Genomic DNA, 19,094 nt, shown 5'->3' on the forward strand with positions numbered 1-19,094 from the left:
CATAAGGATTTTCAATGCAATTCCCGATGGCTCTACCGACTGAGCTATCTGGGCATTTCAAACTTTCGTTTAAAAATAAATGGTGCCGACTATCCGAGTTGAACGGATGACCTACTGATTACAAGTCAGTTGCTCTACCAACTGAGCTAAGTCGGCACACTAAATCTGTGTGCTATGCACGATACTGATGTTTAAATCATAAATTAAACATCAATATATTAAATAATGGTGCCCAGAGGCGGAATCGAACCACCGACACGAGGATTTTCAATCCTCTGCTCTACCGACTGAGCTATCTGGGCAATATTAAATTTTTATGCAGAATATCCACAAGGATTTTCAATGCAATTCCCAATAGCTCTATCGACTGGAGCTATCTGGGCAAATTTTAAACGCACTTATAAGCAACAAATTTGGTTGTCGCTGTCTGGGCGTGCGGCGTATTAAACGGGTTTTGCCCTCTCAAGTCAACTTTTTTTTGAGGATTCTAACTGTTTGCACAGTTTTCAATCAAGATTGCTGTTTTTAATAGTTTTTAGCTTATTTAATCTACAAATTTTGTACTTTTTGGTTGACCCTCATCATAAAAGAGTTACCTATGTTAAAAACGTGGTGAATTTTTCTTCATAGATGGTAGGATTGTCTAATAATCAAGAATATGCTTACTGTTGCTGTATAATTTGTTGGACTAAAGCCATGCCAAGTAAATCGAATTCACCTGTAAAAGGCCTATTACCGCTTTTTATAATCACGAATCTTGTCATCACCCTACTTGCGGTTGTTGCTTATTCTTTTTATCCAACGAGTGAATCGTCTCAACAGGTTAGCAAACCAACCATCACAACACAGCAATTATCGAATCAGCTTTCCGCACCTCTAATTAGTGCGTTAACTATGCCTGGCCAAGACAAAGTAAAAGAAGTGCTCGATTTAAGTCAGCTACTTAATGATGGCTTTGATTACTATTTATATCGCTATGAATTTAACGGCGATGTATCACTTGTATACGCCAGTAATAAAGAGCTAATTGAAGCCAGTAAAGTTAATCAAAAACTAGAGCAAAACACCCTTATTCATACGGTGTTAGAGTTTAATGATCAACCTGTTGGTGAACTAATCATTAAACAACACCCGATTGTAGGCCCATTGCGCAGTCTGCAGGTCTTGCATATGGTTTAGCCGCATTGACTTTAGTCGCACTGGCTATTTTGTCTTTTGCGTTAAGTATTTTTATTAATAAACGTTTTACGAAAAGCAGTGAGTCATTAAGCACAGAACTGATGGCTATCACTGACAATGCTGACTACCAAGCTCAAGTGACCGAAGGCCTAGATTTTGGTTTGGACTCAGTAGCAAAAAATATCAACTTGCTGCTAAATAAAGTGCAATCAGCCATAACAGAAAACAAAGCGGCACAAGCCGATTTGCAAGCATTACAAAGTGGCTTAGAGACCGAAGTACAAAATAGAACGTTGGCACTTGAGCAAGCAACTTTAAAAGCAGAACAAGCAAACGAAACCAAAACGACTTTCTTGGCAACCATGAGCCATGAAATTCGTACCCCAATGAATGGTGTTATTGGCACAATTGATTTACTTCGCCAAACAGAGCTTGATGGGGCGCAACATAGATTAAGTACAATTATTCGCGACTCTGCATTTTCGTTATTAGGGATATTAGATGACATTCTTGATTTCTCGAAAATCGAAGCGGGTAAATTGAATATTGATAACATTCCTTTTTCAGTATCAGACACCATTGAAGAAGTCGCACGTGTTTTGTCATCAGTGGCCAAAAAGCGTGACCTTGAACTAGAGTTGGCTATTGCCCCGGATATTCCGACCAATTTGATTGGTGATACGGTGCGTGTTCGCCAAGTACTTTATAACCTATGTAGTAATGCAATTAAGTTCACCAGTACCGACGAAAAACACAAAGGCCATGTGAAAATCTCGGTAGAGGTAGCCCAAAACACCACTGATCACTATACCCTTCGTTTTAGCGTATTAGATAACGGTAAAGGTATGACCCAAGCGCAGCTTCGCGAAATCTTTAACCCGTTTATTCAAGCTGAGGGCTCAATTACCCGCGAATACGGTGGGACGGGTTTAGGCTTATCGATTTGTAAGAGCTTAACAGAGCTAATGCTAGGAACGATTTCTGTTACCAGTGATTTAGGTATCGGCAGTGAGTTTGTTGTTGAACTTCCATTTAGTACTCAAGGCAAAGTTGAGTACGCACACAAACAAGTAATGAAAGACCAACGCGTTGTCGTTGTAACCAACCATGATGGTCGTAAAAAACTACTTACCCGCTATTTATCATTTATGGGGGCTACGCCTGTCATTGCAGACAGCAGTGATAAAATCGAAGCTGAGCAAGATAAAAAAGATATTATTTGGATCCTCGATGGTATTGAAACCATGGAAGATATTAACTATATCTTACGCCGCCTACTCTACACCCTAGAAGATAATAAACAGCAAGTTATTGTGTTAAGCAAACTCGATGAAGCAGCTGTTAATCATAAAAATATCTTTTACTTAAACGCTGCACCGCTATGTAAATCTAACTTTATGATGTCGTTACTTGTGGCAGCAGGTTTACATAAACCAAAACAAATTGCTTCTGCTAAGTCGTTTAACGACTACCTGAGTGTTGATAAAGCCCGCGAAGAAAACAAACTTGTATTGCTTGTCGAAGATAACGTATTAAACCAGCAAGTGTTGACCGATCAGCTTCATCTGTTGGGTTATGGCGTCGAAATGGTTGAAAATGGTGAAAAAGGCCTCGAAGCATGGCGAGAAGGCAGGCACTCAATTATTCTAACTGACTTACACATGCCGAAAATGTCAGGCTACGATATGGTTGAAAAGATTCGTCATGAAGCATCGCAACTTGAAGATATTAATGCTCAACCATATGTGATTGCTATCACCGCCAATGCCCTTAAAGGGGAAAAAGAGCGCTGTTTAAACATAGGTATGAACGATTACATTACCAAACCTGTAGAACTAAATGTGCTGGAAGCAACGTTACATAAATGTGCTTACAAAACAAATCCAGAGGCTACCAAGCTCGAAGTTAAAAGACCCGCAGCCCCTATTGATATGACCATGCTGGCTAACTATGTAAACAATGATGAAGCTAAGAAACTACGCTTTTTCAAAATGTACTTAGAGCAAAGCAATCAACTGAGCAAAGAAGTTAACAGCGGTGTTATTGAACAAGACTTAGAGGCCATTAAATCAGCCTGCCATCAGCTCAAATCTATTTCAAAAACGATTGGGGCGATGAAAGTAGCAGAGCTTGCTGCTGAGTTTGAAGGGCGTTGTAAAGATAAAGAACAACCACCTACAAGTGATGAATTAATTGCGCTAAGAGACAGCTACGAAATTGAATACTCTAAAGTGGCACAGTTTTTAAAAGAGCAAATTCAAAAAGCCGAACAAGAAACAACAAATTAAAAAAGGGCCAATTGGCCCTTTTTACATATAATATCTTGGTTTATTTTTCTGGTGGACGGTAGCCTTCGATTTCTACCTCTTTACCTTGAAATAAGAAACCAACCATTTGCTCTTCTAAAAAAGCACGGTGCTCTGGGTCCATCATGTTTAGATGCTTTTCATTGATCAACATCGTTTGTTTATGTTGCCATTGGCCCCATGCTTCTTTACTGATGTTGTTGAAAATCTTTTCACCAAGCTCACCTGGGTATAGTTGGAAGCCTAAGCCTTCAGCTTCTTTTTGTAACTTTTGACAAAATACTGTGCGTGCCATAATTGCTCTCTACTCTTATTGCGTGATGCTATTGTAATCTATTGCGCTTAATTGTTTAACCAGCTTTTTCGTTGGCGCTGCAAGACCTACCTCAATAGACTCATCAAGCGGATACCAAACTAGTTGCCGATCATTAATAAGATCTGGAATACTCGGCAAGGTTAAAACATGGGGGTTGATAGTCAGCTCAAAATGCGAAAACACATGGGTAAAGGCCTCCAGTGCCAGCGTATTGCTAGATAAGCCATGCTGAGCTAAAAATGATTCGAGCTCAGTTAACTCGCTAAACTCAAAAAAGCCAAATAAACCACCCCATATCCCTGAGCTTGGGCGCTTTTCCATAAGTACTTTATTATCGCAAGCGAGAATAAGCTGATGACATGACTTTTTCGGCACTGCCTTTTTCGGCTTTGAATGCGGAAACTCTTTCACTTTACCTTCGTTATAAGCAAGGCATTTGCTATTTAATGGACAAGGCTCACAGTCAAATTTACTACGTGAACAAAGGCTTGCACCTAAATCCATCATTGCCTGATTAAACTCAGTGACCGACTCTTTAGGCGTTAATTGCGATGATAATGACCAAAGCTGATTTTCGACCTTTTTCACGCCATACCAGCCTTCAACCATAAAAAAACGTGCTAATACGCGTTTAACATTACCGTCTAAAATTGGATGGTGTTGGCCAAGTGACAAAGACAAGATAGCCCCTGCCGTTGAACGACCAATACCCGGCAAGTCCATCACCTCTTCAAGCGAGGTTGGAAACTCACCTTGGTATTTATCACGGACTATTTTTGCCGTTTTATGTAAGTTACGCGCCCGGGCGTAGTAGCCAAGGCCAGTCCAGTGGTGTAACACCTGATCTTCATCCGCATTGGCGAGCGCAATAATGTCAGGAAAGCTTTGCATAAACTTTTCGAAGTAAGGAATAACAGTAACGACTTGAGTCTGCTGTAGCATGACTTCAGAGATCCATACCTTATAAGGGGTTTTATTTAACTGCCATGGCAGCGTTTTACGGCCGTGAAGGTGATACCAGTCAACAACTTGGTTCGCAAACCAGGTTGACTCCTTATTACTTAAATTCAAAATAACATCTTTACTTAATGAAGCTCATTGCGGCCAAGTCTATTGCAGTTAGTTAGGCCAAGCAAGTCGAACGGGCTTTGCCATGCCCAAATAGCCAACGCACTGGCGCACAATTAAGCTAGAAAGATAAACCCTACTATTGTACTCAAGGCGATGGTCAGGGATAATACGCAACCTTTTTCTATAGTCAGTGTTTTTTATCAGGCCAAATTATATGAGTGACTCAAGTAACCCAAACCTCGAGCAAGCAAAGCTAGAGGGTAAATATATCCGCACTATTCGTAGTTTCGTTAAGCGCGAAGGTCGCCTAACAAAAGGCCAAGCAGCTGCCATCGAAAAGTGTTGGCCGACAATGGGCCTTGAGCACAAAAATGGCTTGCTCGACCTAGCACAAGTGTTTGGTAACGATAACGATATCGTACTAGAAATCGGCTTTGGTATGGGTAAGTCGCTCGTTGAAATGGCTAAAAACGCACCTGAACTTAACTTTATTGGTATTGAAGTTCATCGCCCAGGTGTAGGTGCTTGTTTAATGGACGCCGATGAAGCAGGTATTACTAACCTACGCGTGTTTGAGCATGATGCTATTGAAGTACTTGCTGACTGTATTGCTGATGAAAGCTTATCTAAACTGCAATTATTCTTCCCTGATCCATGGCATAAAAAGCGTCACCACAAGCGTCGTATTGTGCAGCCTGAGTTTGCACAAAAATTACGTAGCAAATTAAAAATTGGCGGTGTTTTCCATATGGCGACTGACTGGGAAAACTACGCAGAGCATATGCTAGAAGTAATGCAAGTTGCTGAAGGTTACCAAAACCAGTCAGAAACTAACGATTACGTTCCTCGCCCAGATTCACGTCCATTGACGAAATTTGAGCAACGCGGTCACCGTTTAGGTCACGGCGTGTGGGATTTAATGTTTGAGCGTACAAAGTAAGATAAGGTAAAAGCAGCATGAGTAAGTTAACCAACCCAAGTTTATTATTACTTCGAAATGAAGACGAACTTGTTGGAAAATCAATTTTAGTGGTTAACTTTGATCAAGATGGCTTTTTACGTGAACTTAAAACGCTTAACCCTGACGCAAACATTACTGCGTTCAGTTATAACCACGCAAATGCTATGTATGCTAGCAAAGTTGCTGGCGTACATGCTGTGGTTGATCACACCATCCCCCATGGTAACTACGATTTAGTAATCTACTATTATCCAAAAGCTAAGCCTGAAGCACTAATGTGCCTTGATAACATTCGTGCTGTTTGTCATCAAGATGCGCAACTGTTTGTGGTAGGTGAAAATAAAAGTGGTGTTAAATCAGCAGAGAAACAACTAAAAGACCACTGTGGCTTTAGTAACAAAATCGATAGTGCCAAGCACTGTATTTTGTATTTATTCTCTGAACTTACACTCAATAATAGCTTTGCTATCAGCCGCTACCACAAACAATTCCAAGTGAAAGCCGGTGATATTGAATTTACTGCTATCAGTGTACCGGGCGTATTTAACCATGGTGCGCTTGATGTGGGCACTGCAGTACTACTTAATAATGCGCCGAGGATTAGCCAGGGTAAAGTACTCGACTTTGCATGTGGTGCAGGCATTATTGCTACTTACTTAGGTTTAAAAGCACCTGAACTTGAATTTGTGTGTAGCGATGTAAGTGCCCTTGCAACTTACGCCACTGAGCAAACCCTTGCGCTCAATAACCTTAAAGGCGAAGCGGTATTAAGTGATGGTTTAGCAGATATTAGTGGTAAGTTTGATTTAATTATCAGTAACCCACCGTTCCATACAGGGATTGCCACAGATTACACCATTGCCGAAGCATTTCTTAGCTCAGCAAAACAGCATTTAAGTAAGCAAGGCAAGTTAACCATAGTCGCAAATAGCTTCTTGAAATACCCACCCATTTTAGAAGCGCAATTTGGTCAGTACAGCACCGACTTTAAAAACACTAAATTTGCCGTTTACTCAGCTAAGTAAAAGCTGAGTAAATAGCGTATTCGTTGCAAAAATATTTTTTAAAATATTTAGTTACTTTTTAATGTCTTTGCTAGACTAAACTCTTACTAATAACAAAAATTCTGGCCTACTATAGCGCATGTCAATATTCTCGACACAAACAAGTATTCGTAAAGCGTTGACTAACGCGGTAATGCTAGTCACTGCGTTATGCTTGTCTTTGTCTATTTCTATATCGACTTACCTAGATGTAAAAGAGCAAAAAGCGCTGATTGTCGATAAAATCTCTATTCTATCGAAAATAATCGCCTACAACGCCCAAATTACCGTGTTGTTTGACGATAACGAAACCGAATCCGAGCGCTTAAAGTCATTCGAATCTGTGCCGCTTATTAAAAATATCCACATCTATTCAATCGATGAGTTATCAAACGAGCCGGTGTTTTTTAGTAGCTTTAATGCCAATAGAACCCCGCCTGTGCCTATCAAAGTTAGCAGTATTGATAATTTATTAGAGCCACGCTTTAAAGATAAAGATATTGAGCTTATCACCCCGATTGTCTACGAAGGCAACACCATTGGTTATGTGTATGTTCGCGGTGGCTTAGACAGACTCAATCAATATATTAATCGTAAAATTATCATCGATATTTTACTTACCCTTTTCGTTTTAGTGTTGGTGTACTTTGTTGCTCGACGTATTCAAAAACGTATTGCAAACCCTATTGATGAATTAAGTAACTTGCTGCAAGACGTGTCGAAAAACCATAACTATGAAACCCGCGCGCAAAAAACCAATATCGATGAAATAAACCAGCTTGCTAGCAGCTTAAACATCATGCTTGCACGTACTCAAAATCAAATTCAGCGTCACGAAAAAGACAAACAAGAAATTAAACAGCTCAACCAAAGCCTTGAAGAAAAAGTAAACCAGCGCACTATCGCCTTACGGGAAGCAAACCAAGAGCTACTTAATACCCTTGAGCGAATGCACCAATACCAAAACCAAATCGTCGAGAACGAAAAGATGGCATCATTAGGCCAAATGGTTGCGGGTGTTGCTCATGAGGTTAACACGCCTATTGGGCTTGGAATTACAGGCTCAACACTGTTACGTGACAAGCTGGCAGAAATACACGCACAATTTGAACAGAAGACCTTAACATCGACGCACTTAAAACGCTTTATAACGGATGGTATCGAAAACCTCGACCTAATCTATCGCAACCTTAATCGTGCCGCAGAGCTGGTATCTAGCTTTAAGAAAGTAGCCGTTAATCAAGATGTCGAGATCTCCACCAAAATCAACTTACATAACTTATTAAGTGATGTAGTGATGTCGATGCGTTCAGAAATTCAATACCGTAATCCTAAGGTCACGATTAACTGCAACAATGATGTCAGTATTGAAACCAAATCTGGACCGTTACAACAAGTGTTACAGCAGCTGTTAAGTAACTCTGTGATCCACGCATTTAGCGATGATCAAGATAACGAAATCACCTTCAATGTTGAGCGCAACGAAAGCAGTTTAATCATTCACTACTTCGATAACGGCAGTGGTGTAGACAAATCGATCCGCAAACGAATTTTCGATCCATTCGTGACCACCAAACGGGGTGAAGGTGGCAGTGGTTTGGGCATGCACCTCGTTTATAACTTAGTGACCCAAGCACTTGGCGGTAGCATCATATTTGATGAGCTGGCTCAACAAGGCGCACATTTTATTATTACTCTGCCATTGCAAGAAGGTGCAGCGTAATGAGATTTGTATGTTGTATCTTATTAGCCTTACTTGTCGTTTGCCCTGCATTTGCCAAATCACCAGACCAAGTTAAGTCGGCGTTTTTATATCAAATAGCGAAGTTCACAAAGTTTAATGATCAACTGGATCCACCTGCTATTACGTTTTGTTTTTATGATATAGAAAAAGGTCCAGGCGCCTTCCTTAAAGATAGAAATGAACTGCAAATTAACAAAAAACCTATTCACGTTAAATTAGTGAAAAAAACCCAGCAAATTTCTGAACTTTCTCAAGTTTGTGATATCACATACATTGATGAAACATTAGAAAATGATATACTTCCACTTTGGACCGATACAATTTCATTGGATACTTTAACAATAGGTGAAAGTATCAGCTTTTTAGAAAATGGCGGTATAGCCTCACTGGTTCAAGAAGGAAATAAAATCCGACTGTATATCAATAAGCAGCACGTATTGCAGCATAACTTTAAAGTGCAATCTCGATTGTTAGCTATGGCTAAGTTTTATCCAAATTGATTTTACTTGTTAACAATTGGATCTAATCCTATAATCTCTAGTATTCGGTTTTGCTTGATAATACCGAATTTTTGTAAATAAAATTTCCGAAAAGGTTAATATACAATGCAAACGCCAGTCATTCTGATCGTAGAGGATGAAGACGTAACTCGACTAAACCTCGTTAGTTTATTTGAAGCTGAAGGTTACAAAGTTATTGAAGCCATTGATGGCGATGATATGCATGACAAGCTTACAAATAATGATGATGTGAACCTTGTAGTTATGGACATCAATCTACCAGGTAAAAACGGGCTAATCTTAGCACGTGAATTACGTCAAAAACGTAACGTTGGTTTAATATTCTTAACAGGTCGTGACAACGACGTTGATCGCATTTTAGGTCTTGAAATTGGTGCTGATGATTACATCACTAAACCATTCAACCCTCGCGAATTAACTATTCGTGCTCGTAACCTTATTTCGCGCACAGCCCTTGGTGGCGAAGAAGCGAATATCGAAACAAATGGTGTTATTACATTTAACGGTTGGGAACTTGATGAAAACAGCCGTTGTTTAACATCTCCAAGTGGCGACGCTAAACGTTTACCTAAAGGTGAATACCGTGCGCTACGCTTAATGCTTGACTCACCGGGCCGTATTTTCAGCCGTGAACAATTAATCAAGCACATGACTGGCCGTGAGCTTCGCGCTAACGACCGTACTGTAGACGTAACAATTCGTCGTATCAGAAAACACTTTGAAAGCGATAACAGCACATCTGAGCTGATCAGCACCATCCATGGTGAAGGCTACCGCTTCATTGGTAAAATCGACAGCTAATTAGAATTAATCTTCTAACTGCTGTAAGAATAATTGGAGGGCGTCACGCCCTTCATTTATTTTCACTGCTAATTCATCAAGCCACTGCTGTAACTCTTCACTACTTTCTTCAAGCGCGCCGTGTTCCATCTTCTTAGCATGTAATTGCACATCGTTTAAACCTACAGAGCCAGCTGCACCTTTTAATTTGTGTGCCACCGATTTGTACTCTTCTCTATCATCTGCCGCTAAGGCATCTGCAAGCTCAGTTTGATACTGAGGGTTTAACTTGCTAAATAACTCACAACTACGATTAAAGATCACCAGCCCCATTGAGCCTACAAAATCTTCGATAGTTTCAATATCTAGTAACTCAACACGAATACCCGATAAATCTTTTTCAGCTACCGCTTTTATTGGCTCTGGCTGACAGTTTTTCTGCTGTTTAATATCGAATAGCTCGCCGAGCATTTTATCGAGTTTAGTGGTGTTGATGGGCTTAGCGAGTGCACCTTGAATATTAATACCTGCAAGCTCTTCTTCGGCACTACGCACGTTGGCAGTCAAAGCAACAATTGGCAGGTTATCAAAATGCTCATCGTCACGAATTTGACGAGCCACTTCATCACCATTGATATCAGGTAACTGCATATCAAGCAGAACGAGGTCTAAGTCATCTTCTGTGTAGACAAACGACAGCGCATCTTCACCGGTTTCAGCCCAAATAACTTCATGACCACGCTGCTCAAGTAGGTTAGTAGCAATTTCGGCATTTAGCGGCACATCTTCAACTAACAGTATGTTTAAGCTGCGCACTGCATAATTTTGCTCTGTTGGCGCAATACAAAGCTTAAGCGGTATTTCAACAACAAAAACACTGCCCTCACCTTCCGTACTACTGACATGGATTTCACCTTTCATAGCACTAACAAGCGCTTTTGTTACCGCAAGGCCGATACCAGAGCCAATAGCATTGGTGCCGTTGATATCTGGCGCTTTGTAGTACATGTCAAAGATACGATGTAGCTGCTCTTGTGGAATACCTTGGCCCGTGTCACTAACACGCATCACTAACCATGGACCATCAGGACGATTCTCACGACGACACTCAAGTTCTACATGACCTTGCTGAGTGAACTTAACGGCATTGTTAATCAGGTTCCAAACAACCTGACGTAAACGAGTCGGATCAAGGGACGCATACACATCTAGCGTTCCCTTACGTTTAATATTGAACTCTAGTCCCTTTTGTTCTGCAATTAAGCCAGCGAAGTTCACCACATCATTAATGAAGTCAGCCACATTGACTGAGTCAGCAACAATATCGAGTTGCTCACGGTCAATTTTATCCAAGTCGATAATATCGTTAAAAATATTGCCAAGGGTTTCGGCGCTTGAAAATACCGTGTTACACCAGCTTCGTTGTTGTTTATCAAGTTCTGTATCAAGTAGCATGCGAGTTAGACCCACAATACCGTTAAGCGGTGTTCTTAATTCGTGGCTCAAGGTTGCAATGAACTTACCTTTGTCTTTATAAGCTGCTTCAAGGGCTTGAGCCGCCTCTTTACGACTGGTGATATCACGGCCAAAGGCAAGCAAACCAATGTACTCACCTTTTTCATTAATGAAGGGTAGCTTACGCATTTCAAACCAGCGCTTTTCACCATCAACGGGGTATTCAACGTCGAGCGTCAAGGCTTGATGGGTTTGAGATACTTTTTTATCGGTGCGCAGCACTTCTGGCAAATAATCGCTTGGGTAGATGTCTTCGACACTCTTGCCAATTAGCTCATCACTGGTTTTTCCGATCACTTGTTCAAACATTTTATTACAGCCAGCAAACACGCCGTTGTTATCGCGGTAATAAAATAAATCGGGAGACGAGTCGACAATAGAGCGTAATAACATGCCCTGTTGTGCAAGCTCTTGTTGGGTTTTCTTACGCTCGGCGATTTCGCGTCTGAGTTCTTCAATCGCTCTATGCTTAGCATGAAACGCCATTTTACGCTCATCAATCTCTTCGTTTAAGCGACTGATATTGTCTTTTAGTGTTTGGTTAAGCAGTTTTTCTTGTTTGGTTGCGCTATCTAAATAACTGTAAGAGGCTTCTAACTGACGAATCGAATTAAGCAGCACAGTAATTAAAATCGGTGATACTACTGCGGTAAAAAACATCACCGCCAAAACATCAACTAAAGTCACCGTACCAACCGCTACATAATAAAACATGCACGATAAGATCAGCGACATGACCAATAATAAGGCGTAACAGGCAGCGGCAGTTTTAAACTCACCGTATTTAGAAATAAAGCTTGAGAGTGTGCGAGCCCACGGACTCAAAGAAGAATCAATCATATATTAAAGCTTAGGCACATAATCGAAAAAAAACAGCATAGCTAATTTTATCACTATTCCTTTAGAAATATTCATATTGTGCGATAAACATAGAATTTTTTCATCAACGCCGCTTTTTTATATTTTTTCATGTAAAATACCGCGCTTTAATAATTGCAAAGAATGAGTATTACCATGCAAACCACAATGCCAGATATTGCTGATACGGCTCCCGCCTTACGAACAGGTAAATTAGACTGGGTTGGCATGGGCGAAATTGAACTTCCTTTCATTTTTGAATCTCGCAATATTGCCCCTGTAAATGTGATTGCCAAAGCACGCGCTTTTGTGAACTTACATAAAGAAGACGCGAAAGGCATTCATATGTCGCGTTTGTTTTTAGCGCTGGATACTTTATCAACCGAGCAGCAAGTGAATCCGCAAACACTTGCGCAAGCACTTGATACCTTTATTAGTAGCCATGATGATTTAAGTGACCAAGCGCAAATTGAATTTAAATTTGAGCTGCCATTACGTCGTAAATCGTTATTAAGCGGCAAAGTAGGCTGGAAAAACTACCCTATTCATCTTATAGCTAAAATCAATCAAGGCGTTTTAAGCTTTGAGCTAATGGTTGATGTAACCTACTCATCAACTTGCCCATGCTCAGCGGCCCTTGCTCGTCAGTTAATTCAAAATGCATTTAGTGAAAAATTTGCAGAGCAACATGTTGATAAGCAAACTGTTCTAGAATGGCTAGGCACAACGGATGGGATTGTTGCTACACCACATTCACAGCGTTCAATTGCAAACGTGAAAGTAAAACTCGACAGCCAAATTGACAGTTTTGATGTGGTTGGCTTAATTGATGCTTTAGAAGCTGAGCTAAAGACGCCTGTTCAAGCGGCTGTTAAACGTGAAGATGAGCAAGAGTTTGCCCGCTTAAATGGTCAAAACCTCATGTTCTGTGAAGATGCTGCGCGTAAAATTAAAGGCTTACTTGAAGAGCAAAACTACGCAGATTACTGGCTGCAAATAAACCACTACGAATCACTTCATGCCCATGATGCCGTGGCAATCGCTGTTAAAGGTATCGCAGGCGGATACACAGCTTAAAAATTTCGGGTAACTCCACACTTAGGCACGCTAATTGCTATTTATTTTCAGTGTCAATTTGTTGTTGTGGAGTTACCGTATGGAATTCGCTTTATTATCAATTTTAGTTTTAGTCGTAGTAGCCTCTGTTGTTGCGTCAAAGTTTACCGATGAAGGCGGAAACCCTTACCCTTTCACTCGTAAACAAACTGTTTTTACGCAAGTGGAGAGTGCATTTTTACATCTTCTTGAACGCGCTGTTGGTGATCAATATAAAATTGTTAGCCGCGTTAAACTCATTGATTTAATTGACTGTAAGCAAGGCTTATCTGTTAAAGCTAAGCGCGCAGCAATGGCAAAAGCCAAAAATAAACAGCTCGACTATGTACTCATCGACAAAGACAAACTCACCATTGTTGCTGCTGTTGATTTAGTAAATAACACCAACCGCGACGGCCACAAGGCACAGCGTGATTGGTTTGTAAGTGGCGCATTAGAAGCTGCCGGTATTCCGCATATTCGTATGAAAGTAAAATCTGGCTATCAACCAAGAGAAGTGCGTGACGCTATCATGTTTAAACTTGGTAAACCTGCAGCAGCACCAATTAGACCTTCGCGTAACCGCGTAACAAAACCTGCTGTATTATCACCATCTCAAGCAAAAGCACACTCAACGGCGCTTGCTGAAATATAGCCCGTCATAAATTTGGCAAAAGCAGACTTTAAGGTCTGCTTTTTTGTTTGTTTTAGACATTTTTAGGTATAATCCCCCTATTCAACCTAAGGAATCAAATATTATGCACGTTGGTATTATTGGCGCGATGGAGCCAGAAGTAAAAATCTTACGCGAAGCGATGGCAAACCCAAGCATCATGACTAAAGCTGGTTTTACATTTTACACGGGTGAATTAGCAGGTAACAAAGTTACTTTAGTTCAATCTGGTATTGGTAAAGTAGCCTCTGCTGTTGCAACTACACTGCTAATCGATAACTTCAGCCCTGATTGTGTGATCAACACAGGTTCTGCAGGTGGTTTTGAGCCATCATTAAATGTGGGCGATGTCGTTATTTCTTCAGAAGTACGCCACCATGACGTAGACGTTACTGCATTCGGTTACGAAATCGGCCAAGTACCACAAATGCCAGCTGGCTTTGCTGCACACCCTAAACTAATTGAAGCAGCAGAGCAAAGTGTTAGCCAAATCAGTGATGTTAAAACCATGATTGGCCTTATTTGTACTGGTGATTCATTCATGTGTGACCCAGTACGAATTGAAAAAACACGCGCTGAATTCCCAACAATGCTTGCAGTAGAAATGGAAGGCGCAGCAATTGCACAGGCTTGTCACGTGCTAGAAACACCATTTGTTGTTATTCGTTCAATGTCTGACATTGCTGGCAAAGAGTCGCCGCAATCATTTGAAGAGTATATCGAAACTGCATCTATCAACTCATCTAAAATGGTTGTTGCTCTTTTAGAGAAACTGACGTCGGTGAGTTTATAAGGTGATTGCAAATATTGTTCAAAACCATTTGGACATTATTGTATTTTTTGTAGCGCTCTTTGCTGAGCGCTTTTTTCCTTTGGTAAGTTGGTATCATCCGAATACCTTTTTAAGCGTTATTTTCTCTGCCCTCGGCGAGCGTTTATACAGCCCCGCGAACCCCAAAAGTTATCAATATTTAGCCTCAACTTTGGCTTTTAGCTTCACTGTTTTAGTTATAGTCACCTTGGTTGTACTTTTTTTAGAGTTTGCCTTTTACCCCGAGTTATTAAATGGCTTAATTTTATATTTGTTACTCAGTAGCCGCGCTCAAGAGAAGAAGTCATTACGTATTGCAAGGCTACTTAAGCTCAATCAAAAAGCCACCGCCAGAGAGCTAGTAGCTAGCCTTGTTGCCCGTGATGTATCACGTTTATCTGCCCCAGGCATTTGTAAAGCAACCATGGAATCGCTCGTTTTGCAAAGTGCGCGGCATTATTTTGCCGTTATATTCTTTTATCTGCTTGGCGGCGCTATCCTTGCTTTGGTTTATCGCTTACTCACATTAATGCATCAAGCATGGCGTAAGAATCGTAAGCCAAACAACCCGTTTTTAACGACCATTGCTAAGTTACTGTTTGTATTGGAGTGGTTACCCATTCGGTTAGTTGCATTAACTATTGCGGCAACCAATGCCAGCAAGCAGAGCATTCATTATATTAAGCACTATGGCAGACACTTTTATCAAACCAATACAGGGTGGCTGTTAAGTGTTACATCGGCTGCCTTGCAAGTGCAGTTAGGCGGCCCAGCCCTATACCAAGGTGAGCGCTTTAATAAAATGCGCGTCGGTACTGACCGCCTACCAAATGCCGAAGATATTCCCGCTTTAGTGAATCGTTTAAATCAAGCGAAAGCATTTTGGTTACTGCTTATCATCGCCATTGAAGTCGCTACGCTGTTTATTAGCTGAGAAAAAGCACAAAAAAACCAGCCGCAGCTGGTTTTTTTATACTAATTAACTTACTTAATTAAGCTAAGGTGATTTTAGCAAACTTACGTTTACCAACTTGGTAAATCTGTGTTGTGCCTTTAGCAACTTCAAGCTTAGTATCCGTTACTTTTTCTTCACCATTAATCTTTACAGCGCCTTGTTTAATCATACGCATAGCTTCTGATGTACTTGCTACAAGGTTAGCTTCTTTTAATAAATTAGTGATGAACACAGTGTCTTCAGCAATAGTTACTGTTACTTCTGGGATCTCATCTGGCAATGCATTTTTTTGGAAACGCTTGATGAAATCTTGATGTGCACCTTCAGCAGCGTCTTCACTGTGGAAACGTGCAATCAGTTCTTTTGCTAATTCAATTTTAATGTCGCGCGGGTTTGCACCATCAGCAACACGTTGTTTAAGTGCAGCAATCTCTTCGATTGATAATGCACTTAATAAATCGTAGTAACGCCACATTAGCTCATCGCTGATAGACATAACTTTACCAAACATGTCGTTTGGCTCATCAGTAATACCAATGTAGTTACCTAATGACTTAGACATTTTTTGAACGCCGTCAGTACCTTCAAGCAGTGGCATCATGAGTACTGTTTGTGGCTTTTGGCCTTCGTCTTTTTGTAATTCACGACCCATTAATAGGTTAAAGCGTTGGTCTGTACCGCCAAGCTCAACATCAGCTTCTAATGCAACTGAGTCCCAACCTTGTACCAGTGGATATAAAAATTCGTGGATCGCAATTGATTGACCGCCGGCATAACGCTTTTTAAAGTCATCACGTTCTAGCATACGTGCTACTGTTTGACGCGCAGCCAGTTTAATCATACCTGCTGCACCTAAGTTCTCCATCCACGTAGAGTTGAATGCAACAGTCGTTTTTGCAGGATCAAGAATTTTAAATACTTGCTCTTTATATGTTTCAGCGTTAGCTAATACATCTTCACGAGTTAATGGCTTACGTGTAACGTTTTTACCCGTTGGATCACCAATCATACCGGTGAAATCACCGATTAAGAAAATCACTTCATGACCTAGGTCTTGGAAGGTCTTCATTTTGTTGATAAGAACTGTGTGGCCTAAATGCAGATCAGGCGCAGTTGGATCGAAACCCGCTTTGATCTTAAGTTTCTTACCAGACTTTAGCTTTTCGACTAATTCGTCTTCAATTAATATCTCTTCTGCACCGCGTTTTATCTCAGCTAGAGCGGTTTGTAAATCCACTGTGTATTACTCCAAAAATTCAGCTACCGGGGCGTGGTGGCCTGTCAGGGTTATAAAAATAGAGCTAAAAACTTTAAAATTTAGCTAGTTAGCACCAAAAAGCGACACTAGAAAAAAGCCTAACTTAAATAGTTTAAGAAACAGCCCTGAAGGCAGCGCGCATGATTGTTCTTTATACCGCGTTATTGCAATTTAATGAAGGTACTTTAGTTAACTAATGTTGATTTAGTTTAAGCCAATGCATCTGTTGCAATTTTAACCAAAAAAGTTTAACGCGCAGGCCAATTCTAGCGTAAATTTACGCCAGTTTAAATCTACAAAACACTGGTATTTGCTCTATTTTAGGTATATCCTGCGATATTAGTATTTAAATTTCTTGACAGCAGAAAAGGCACGATATGGTTCACGTAGTGCACAAACTTCCCAAAAAACACAAACTGCTCATTCTCGGTTTGGTTTCTGCTATTGTCGGCTTGGCATTATTGCCTTCTGAAAAAGCCACCGCATCAAAGGATAACAGTGCTAACGCACTTGAAATTGGCAAACGCTACGAATTGCAAGTTAAAGTTGATGATAACGAAAAACTAACTGAGCTGAATTCGGAGCAAGCAGCAGCAAAACTTCCAGAATACGAGCTTATCGACCATGAAGTACGTAATGGCGATAATTTAGCACTTATCTTTAAACGTGCGGGTTTCTCAGCGCAAACATTACACAAACTAGTTAATACCAACGCTGAAACACGTAAGTTAACAAAAATTCACCCAGGCGAAATATTAAGCTTTGCAACCGCTGAAGATGGCTCTTTAGCGCAGCTTCGTTATGTGATTTCAAAAACAGATACCCTATACGTTACCTTAAATGACGAAGGTAACTACGACACCTCTATCGATAGCAAAGAGATTGAAACGCTGAGCAAATCTGCCGGTGGAGAGATCACAAATAGCTTTTGGACTTCGGGTATTGCCGCAGGTTTAAGCGAGCGTCAAATTATGAATTTTGCTGACATCTTTGGTTGGGATGTCGACTTTGCTAATGACATTCGTAAAGGTGACCAATTTGGTCTTATTTACGAAGCTCACTATGTTGATGGTGAATACATTGGCGATGGTAAAATTATTGCCGCAGAGTTTATTAACCAGGGTGAGCGTTACACTGCTATTCGTCATACCGATGGTAACTTCTATACGCCTGAAGGCCGCAGCATGAAAAAAGCTTTCTTACGTGCGCCAGTTAACTTTAAGTATATTAGTTCGAGCTTTAACCCTCGCCGTTTGCACCCAGTTACTAAAACAGTAAAACCTCACAACGGTATCGATTACGCAGCGCGTACAGGTACGCCTGTTGTGTCATCGGGTAACGGTAAAGTAATTAAAGCAGGTTACAGCAAATACAATGGTAACTATGTATTTATTAGCCACGGCACTCAGTATGTGACTAAGTACTTACACTTAGATAAGAAAATGGTTAAAACTGGCCAGAAAGTAAAACAAGGTCAGAAGATTGGTACTGTTGGTGCGACAGGTCGCGTAACTGGCCCACACTTACACTATGAATTCTTAGTAAACGGTGTACACCGTAACCCGAAAACGGTCAAACTTCCTAAATCAGAGCCACTTCCGCGCGATGAATTAGCTAAGTTTAAACCGATTGCTGATAACTTCTTAGCGCAATTACAACGCAACCGCGAATTGCAATTAGCGTTAAATAAGTAAGCTTCTAATATCAAAAAGCCGCTCCAGGAAACTGCAGCGGCTTTTTTAATATCTTTAATTTTACTGCTTCCAAAGCAGTACATAGATAAGCTGTATAACTAACGAAATCATCACCAAGGGCCAAACATACTTGGCATATTTAGTTGCTTTATCAAGCCCCGTTCTAGCGCTGTACTTTTCAAGCAGTGGCACCAAAATCACTAACGCCACAAACAAACACAGCAAAATCACAAATACATTCACTAGGCTTCCTTTCTTGTAGAATATTAAGGTTCACTATACCTAAATTGAAGGCAAAAAAAAGCGCAGTAAAA

17 protein-coding genes and 2 tRNA genes are annotated in these 19,094 nt (G+C 40.6%); 12 read left to right on the forward strand and 7 right to left on the reverse strand.

Annotated elements, in window-relative coordinates:
* Window positions 1-80: 80 nt before the first annotated feature.
* Together C2M25_RS12035 and C2M25_RS12040 are read right to left on the reverse strand one after the other, a co-directional pair.
* A tRNA-Thr gene (locus C2M25_RS12035) sits at window positions 81-156 on the reverse strand.
* 70 nt (window positions 157-226) lie between these two features.
* Window positions 227-302: transfer RNA gene (locus C2M25_RS12040), tRNA-Phe, on the reverse strand.
* A 394-nt stretch (window positions 303-696) separates the two neighbouring features.
* On the opposite strand from C2M25_RS12040, the gene C2M25_RS22250 reads away from it, so the two are divergent.
* Window positions 697-1,179 (forward strand): hypothetical protein, encoded by a 483-nt coding sequence (locus C2M25_RS22250; protein ID WP_325051036.1) that lies wholly within the window; start codon window positions 697-699, stop codon window positions 1,177-1,179.
* Window positions 1,180-1,184: 5 nt separating this feature from the next.
* The gene (locus tag C2M25_RS12045; protein WP_325051037.1) at window positions 1,185-3,467 is read left to right on the forward strand and encodes a hybrid sensor histidine kinase/response regulator; all 2,283 of its coding nucleotides are present in this window, start codon (window positions 1,185-1,187) and stop codon (window positions 3,465-3,467) included.
* A gap of 40 nt (window positions 3,468-3,507) precedes the next feature.
* Here C2M25_RS12045 and C2M25_RS12050 read toward each other — a convergent pair whose 3' ends face one another.
* Both C2M25_RS12050 and mutY read right to left on the reverse strand, forming a co-directional pair.
* The gene (locus C2M25_RS12050) at window positions 3,508-3,780 is read right to left on the reverse strand and encodes an oxidative damage protection protein (protein WP_105181212.1); all 273 of its coding nucleotides are present in this window, start codon (window positions 3,778-3,780) and stop codon (window positions 3,508-3,510) included.
* 15 nt (window positions 3,781-3,795) lie between these two features.
* Window positions 3,796-4,872, reverse strand: a complete 1,077-nt coding sequence (mutY, locus tag C2M25_RS12055; protein ID WP_442792998.1) for an A/G-specific adenine glycosylase — start codon at window positions 4,870-4,872, stop codon at window positions 3,796-3,798.
* A gap of 214 nt (window positions 4,873-5,086) precedes the next feature.
* Between mutY and trmB the strand changes: the two genes are divergently transcribed.
* From trmB to arcA, 5 genes are all read left to right on the forward strand, one after another.
* Window positions 5,087-5,812 (forward strand): tRNA (guanosine(46)-N7)-methyltransferase TrmB, encoded by a 726-nt coding sequence (trmB, locus tag C2M25_RS12060; RefSeq protein ID WP_063703496.1) that lies wholly within the window; start codon window positions 5,087-5,089, stop codon window positions 5,810-5,812.
* Window positions 5,813-5,829: 17 nt separating this feature from the next.
* The gene (locus C2M25_RS12065) at window positions 5,830-6,858 is read left to right on the forward strand and encodes a methyltransferase (protein WP_105181214.1); all 1,029 of its coding nucleotides are present in this window, start codon (window positions 5,830-5,832) and stop codon (window positions 6,856-6,858) included.
* Between the two features lie 118 nt (window positions 6,859-6,976).
* On the forward strand, window positions 6,977-8,599 hold the full coding sequence (locus C2M25_RS12070; RefSeq protein WP_063703491.1) for an ATP-binding protein: 1,623 nt from the start codon (window positions 6,977-6,979) through the stop codon (window positions 8,597-8,599).
* A complete protein-coding gene (locus C2M25_RS12075) occupies window positions 8,599-9,120 on the forward strand; it encodes a YfiR family protein (RefSeq protein ID WP_063703489.1) in 522 nt (173 codons plus the stop codon). The genes C2M25_RS12070 and C2M25_RS12075 overlap by 1 nt, the downstream gene beginning before the upstream one ends.
* Window positions 9,121-9,225: 105 nt before the next feature.
* Window positions 9,226-9,942 (forward strand): two-component system response regulator ArcA, encoded by a 717-nt coding sequence (gene arcA / locus C2M25_RS12080; protein WP_054551295.1) that lies wholly within the window; start codon window positions 9,226-9,228, stop codon window positions 9,940-9,942.
* Window positions 9,943-9,948: 6 nt separating this feature from the next.
* Here the strand turns inward: arcA and arcB are convergent, their stop codons facing one another.
* The gene (gene arcB / locus C2M25_RS12085; RefSeq protein ID WP_105181215.1) at window positions 9,949-12,276 is read right to left on the reverse strand and encodes an aerobic respiration two-component sensor histidine kinase ArcB; all 2,328 of its coding nucleotides are present in this window, start codon (window positions 12,274-12,276) and stop codon (window positions 9,949-9,951) included.
* A gap of 174 nt (window positions 12,277-12,450) precedes the next feature.
* Between arcB and folE2 the strand changes: the two genes are divergently transcribed.
* The 4 genes from folE2 to C2M25_RS12105 all read left to right on the forward strand — a co-directional run bounded on the left by folE2 (window position 12,451) and on the right by C2M25_RS12105 (window position 15,807).
* Window positions 12,451-13,371 (forward strand): GTP cyclohydrolase FolE2, encoded by a 921-nt coding sequence (folE2, locus tag C2M25_RS12090; RefSeq protein WP_063703485.1) that lies wholly within the window; start codon window positions 12,451-12,453, stop codon window positions 13,369-13,371.
* A gap of 79 nt (window positions 13,372-13,450) precedes the next feature.
* Complete coding sequence (locus C2M25_RS12095) at window positions 13,451-14,044, forward strand: DUF2726 domain-containing protein (protein ID WP_063703483.1); 594 nt, start codon at window positions 13,451-13,453, stop codon at window positions 14,042-14,044.
* 103 nt (window positions 14,045-14,147) lie between these two features.
* Window positions 14,148-14,855, forward strand: coding sequence for a 5'-methylthioadenosine/S-adenosylhomocysteine nucleosidase (gene mtnN, locus C2M25_RS12100; RefSeq protein ID WP_063703481.1), 708 nt, complete (start codon window positions 14,148-14,150; stop codon window positions 14,853-14,855).
* A 1-nt stretch (window position 14,856) separates the two neighbouring features.
* A complete protein-coding gene (locus C2M25_RS12105) occupies window positions 14,857-15,807 on the forward strand; it encodes a cobalamin biosynthesis protein CobD/CbiB (RefSeq protein WP_063703479.1) in 951 nt (316 codons plus the stop codon).
* Between the two features lie 58 nt (window positions 15,808-15,865).
* Here the strand turns inward: C2M25_RS12105 and tyrS are convergent, their stop codons facing one another.
* Window positions 15,866-17,065 (reverse strand): tyrosine--tRNA ligase, encoded by a 1,200-nt coding sequence (tyrS, locus tag C2M25_RS12110; RefSeq protein WP_063703477.1) that lies wholly within the window; start codon window positions 17,063-17,065, stop codon window positions 15,866-15,868.
* A gap of 398 nt (window positions 17,066-17,463) precedes the next feature.
* On the opposite strand from tyrS, the gene C2M25_RS12115 reads away from it, so the two are divergent.
* Complete coding sequence (locus tag C2M25_RS12115) at window positions 17,464-18,780, forward strand: peptidoglycan DD-metalloendopeptidase family protein (RefSeq protein ID WP_063703475.1); 1,317 nt, start codon at window positions 17,464-17,466, stop codon at window positions 18,778-18,780.
* A 60-nt stretch (window positions 18,781-18,840) separates the two neighbouring features.
* On the opposite strand, the gene C2M25_RS12120 is transcribed toward C2M25_RS12115, so the two are convergent.
* Entirely contained in the window at window positions 18,841-19,023 is a 183-nt protein-coding gene (locus tag C2M25_RS12120; protein ID WP_105174788.1) for a hypothetical protein, read from the reverse strand.
* Window positions 19,024-19,094: the final 71 nt, after the last annotated feature.

The organism is Pseudoalteromonas sp. T1lg21, assembly GCF_002964625.1.
GTDB lineage: Bacteria > Pseudomonadota > Gammaproteobacteria > Enterobacterales > Alteromonadaceae > Pseudoalteromonas > Pseudoalteromonas gelatinilytica.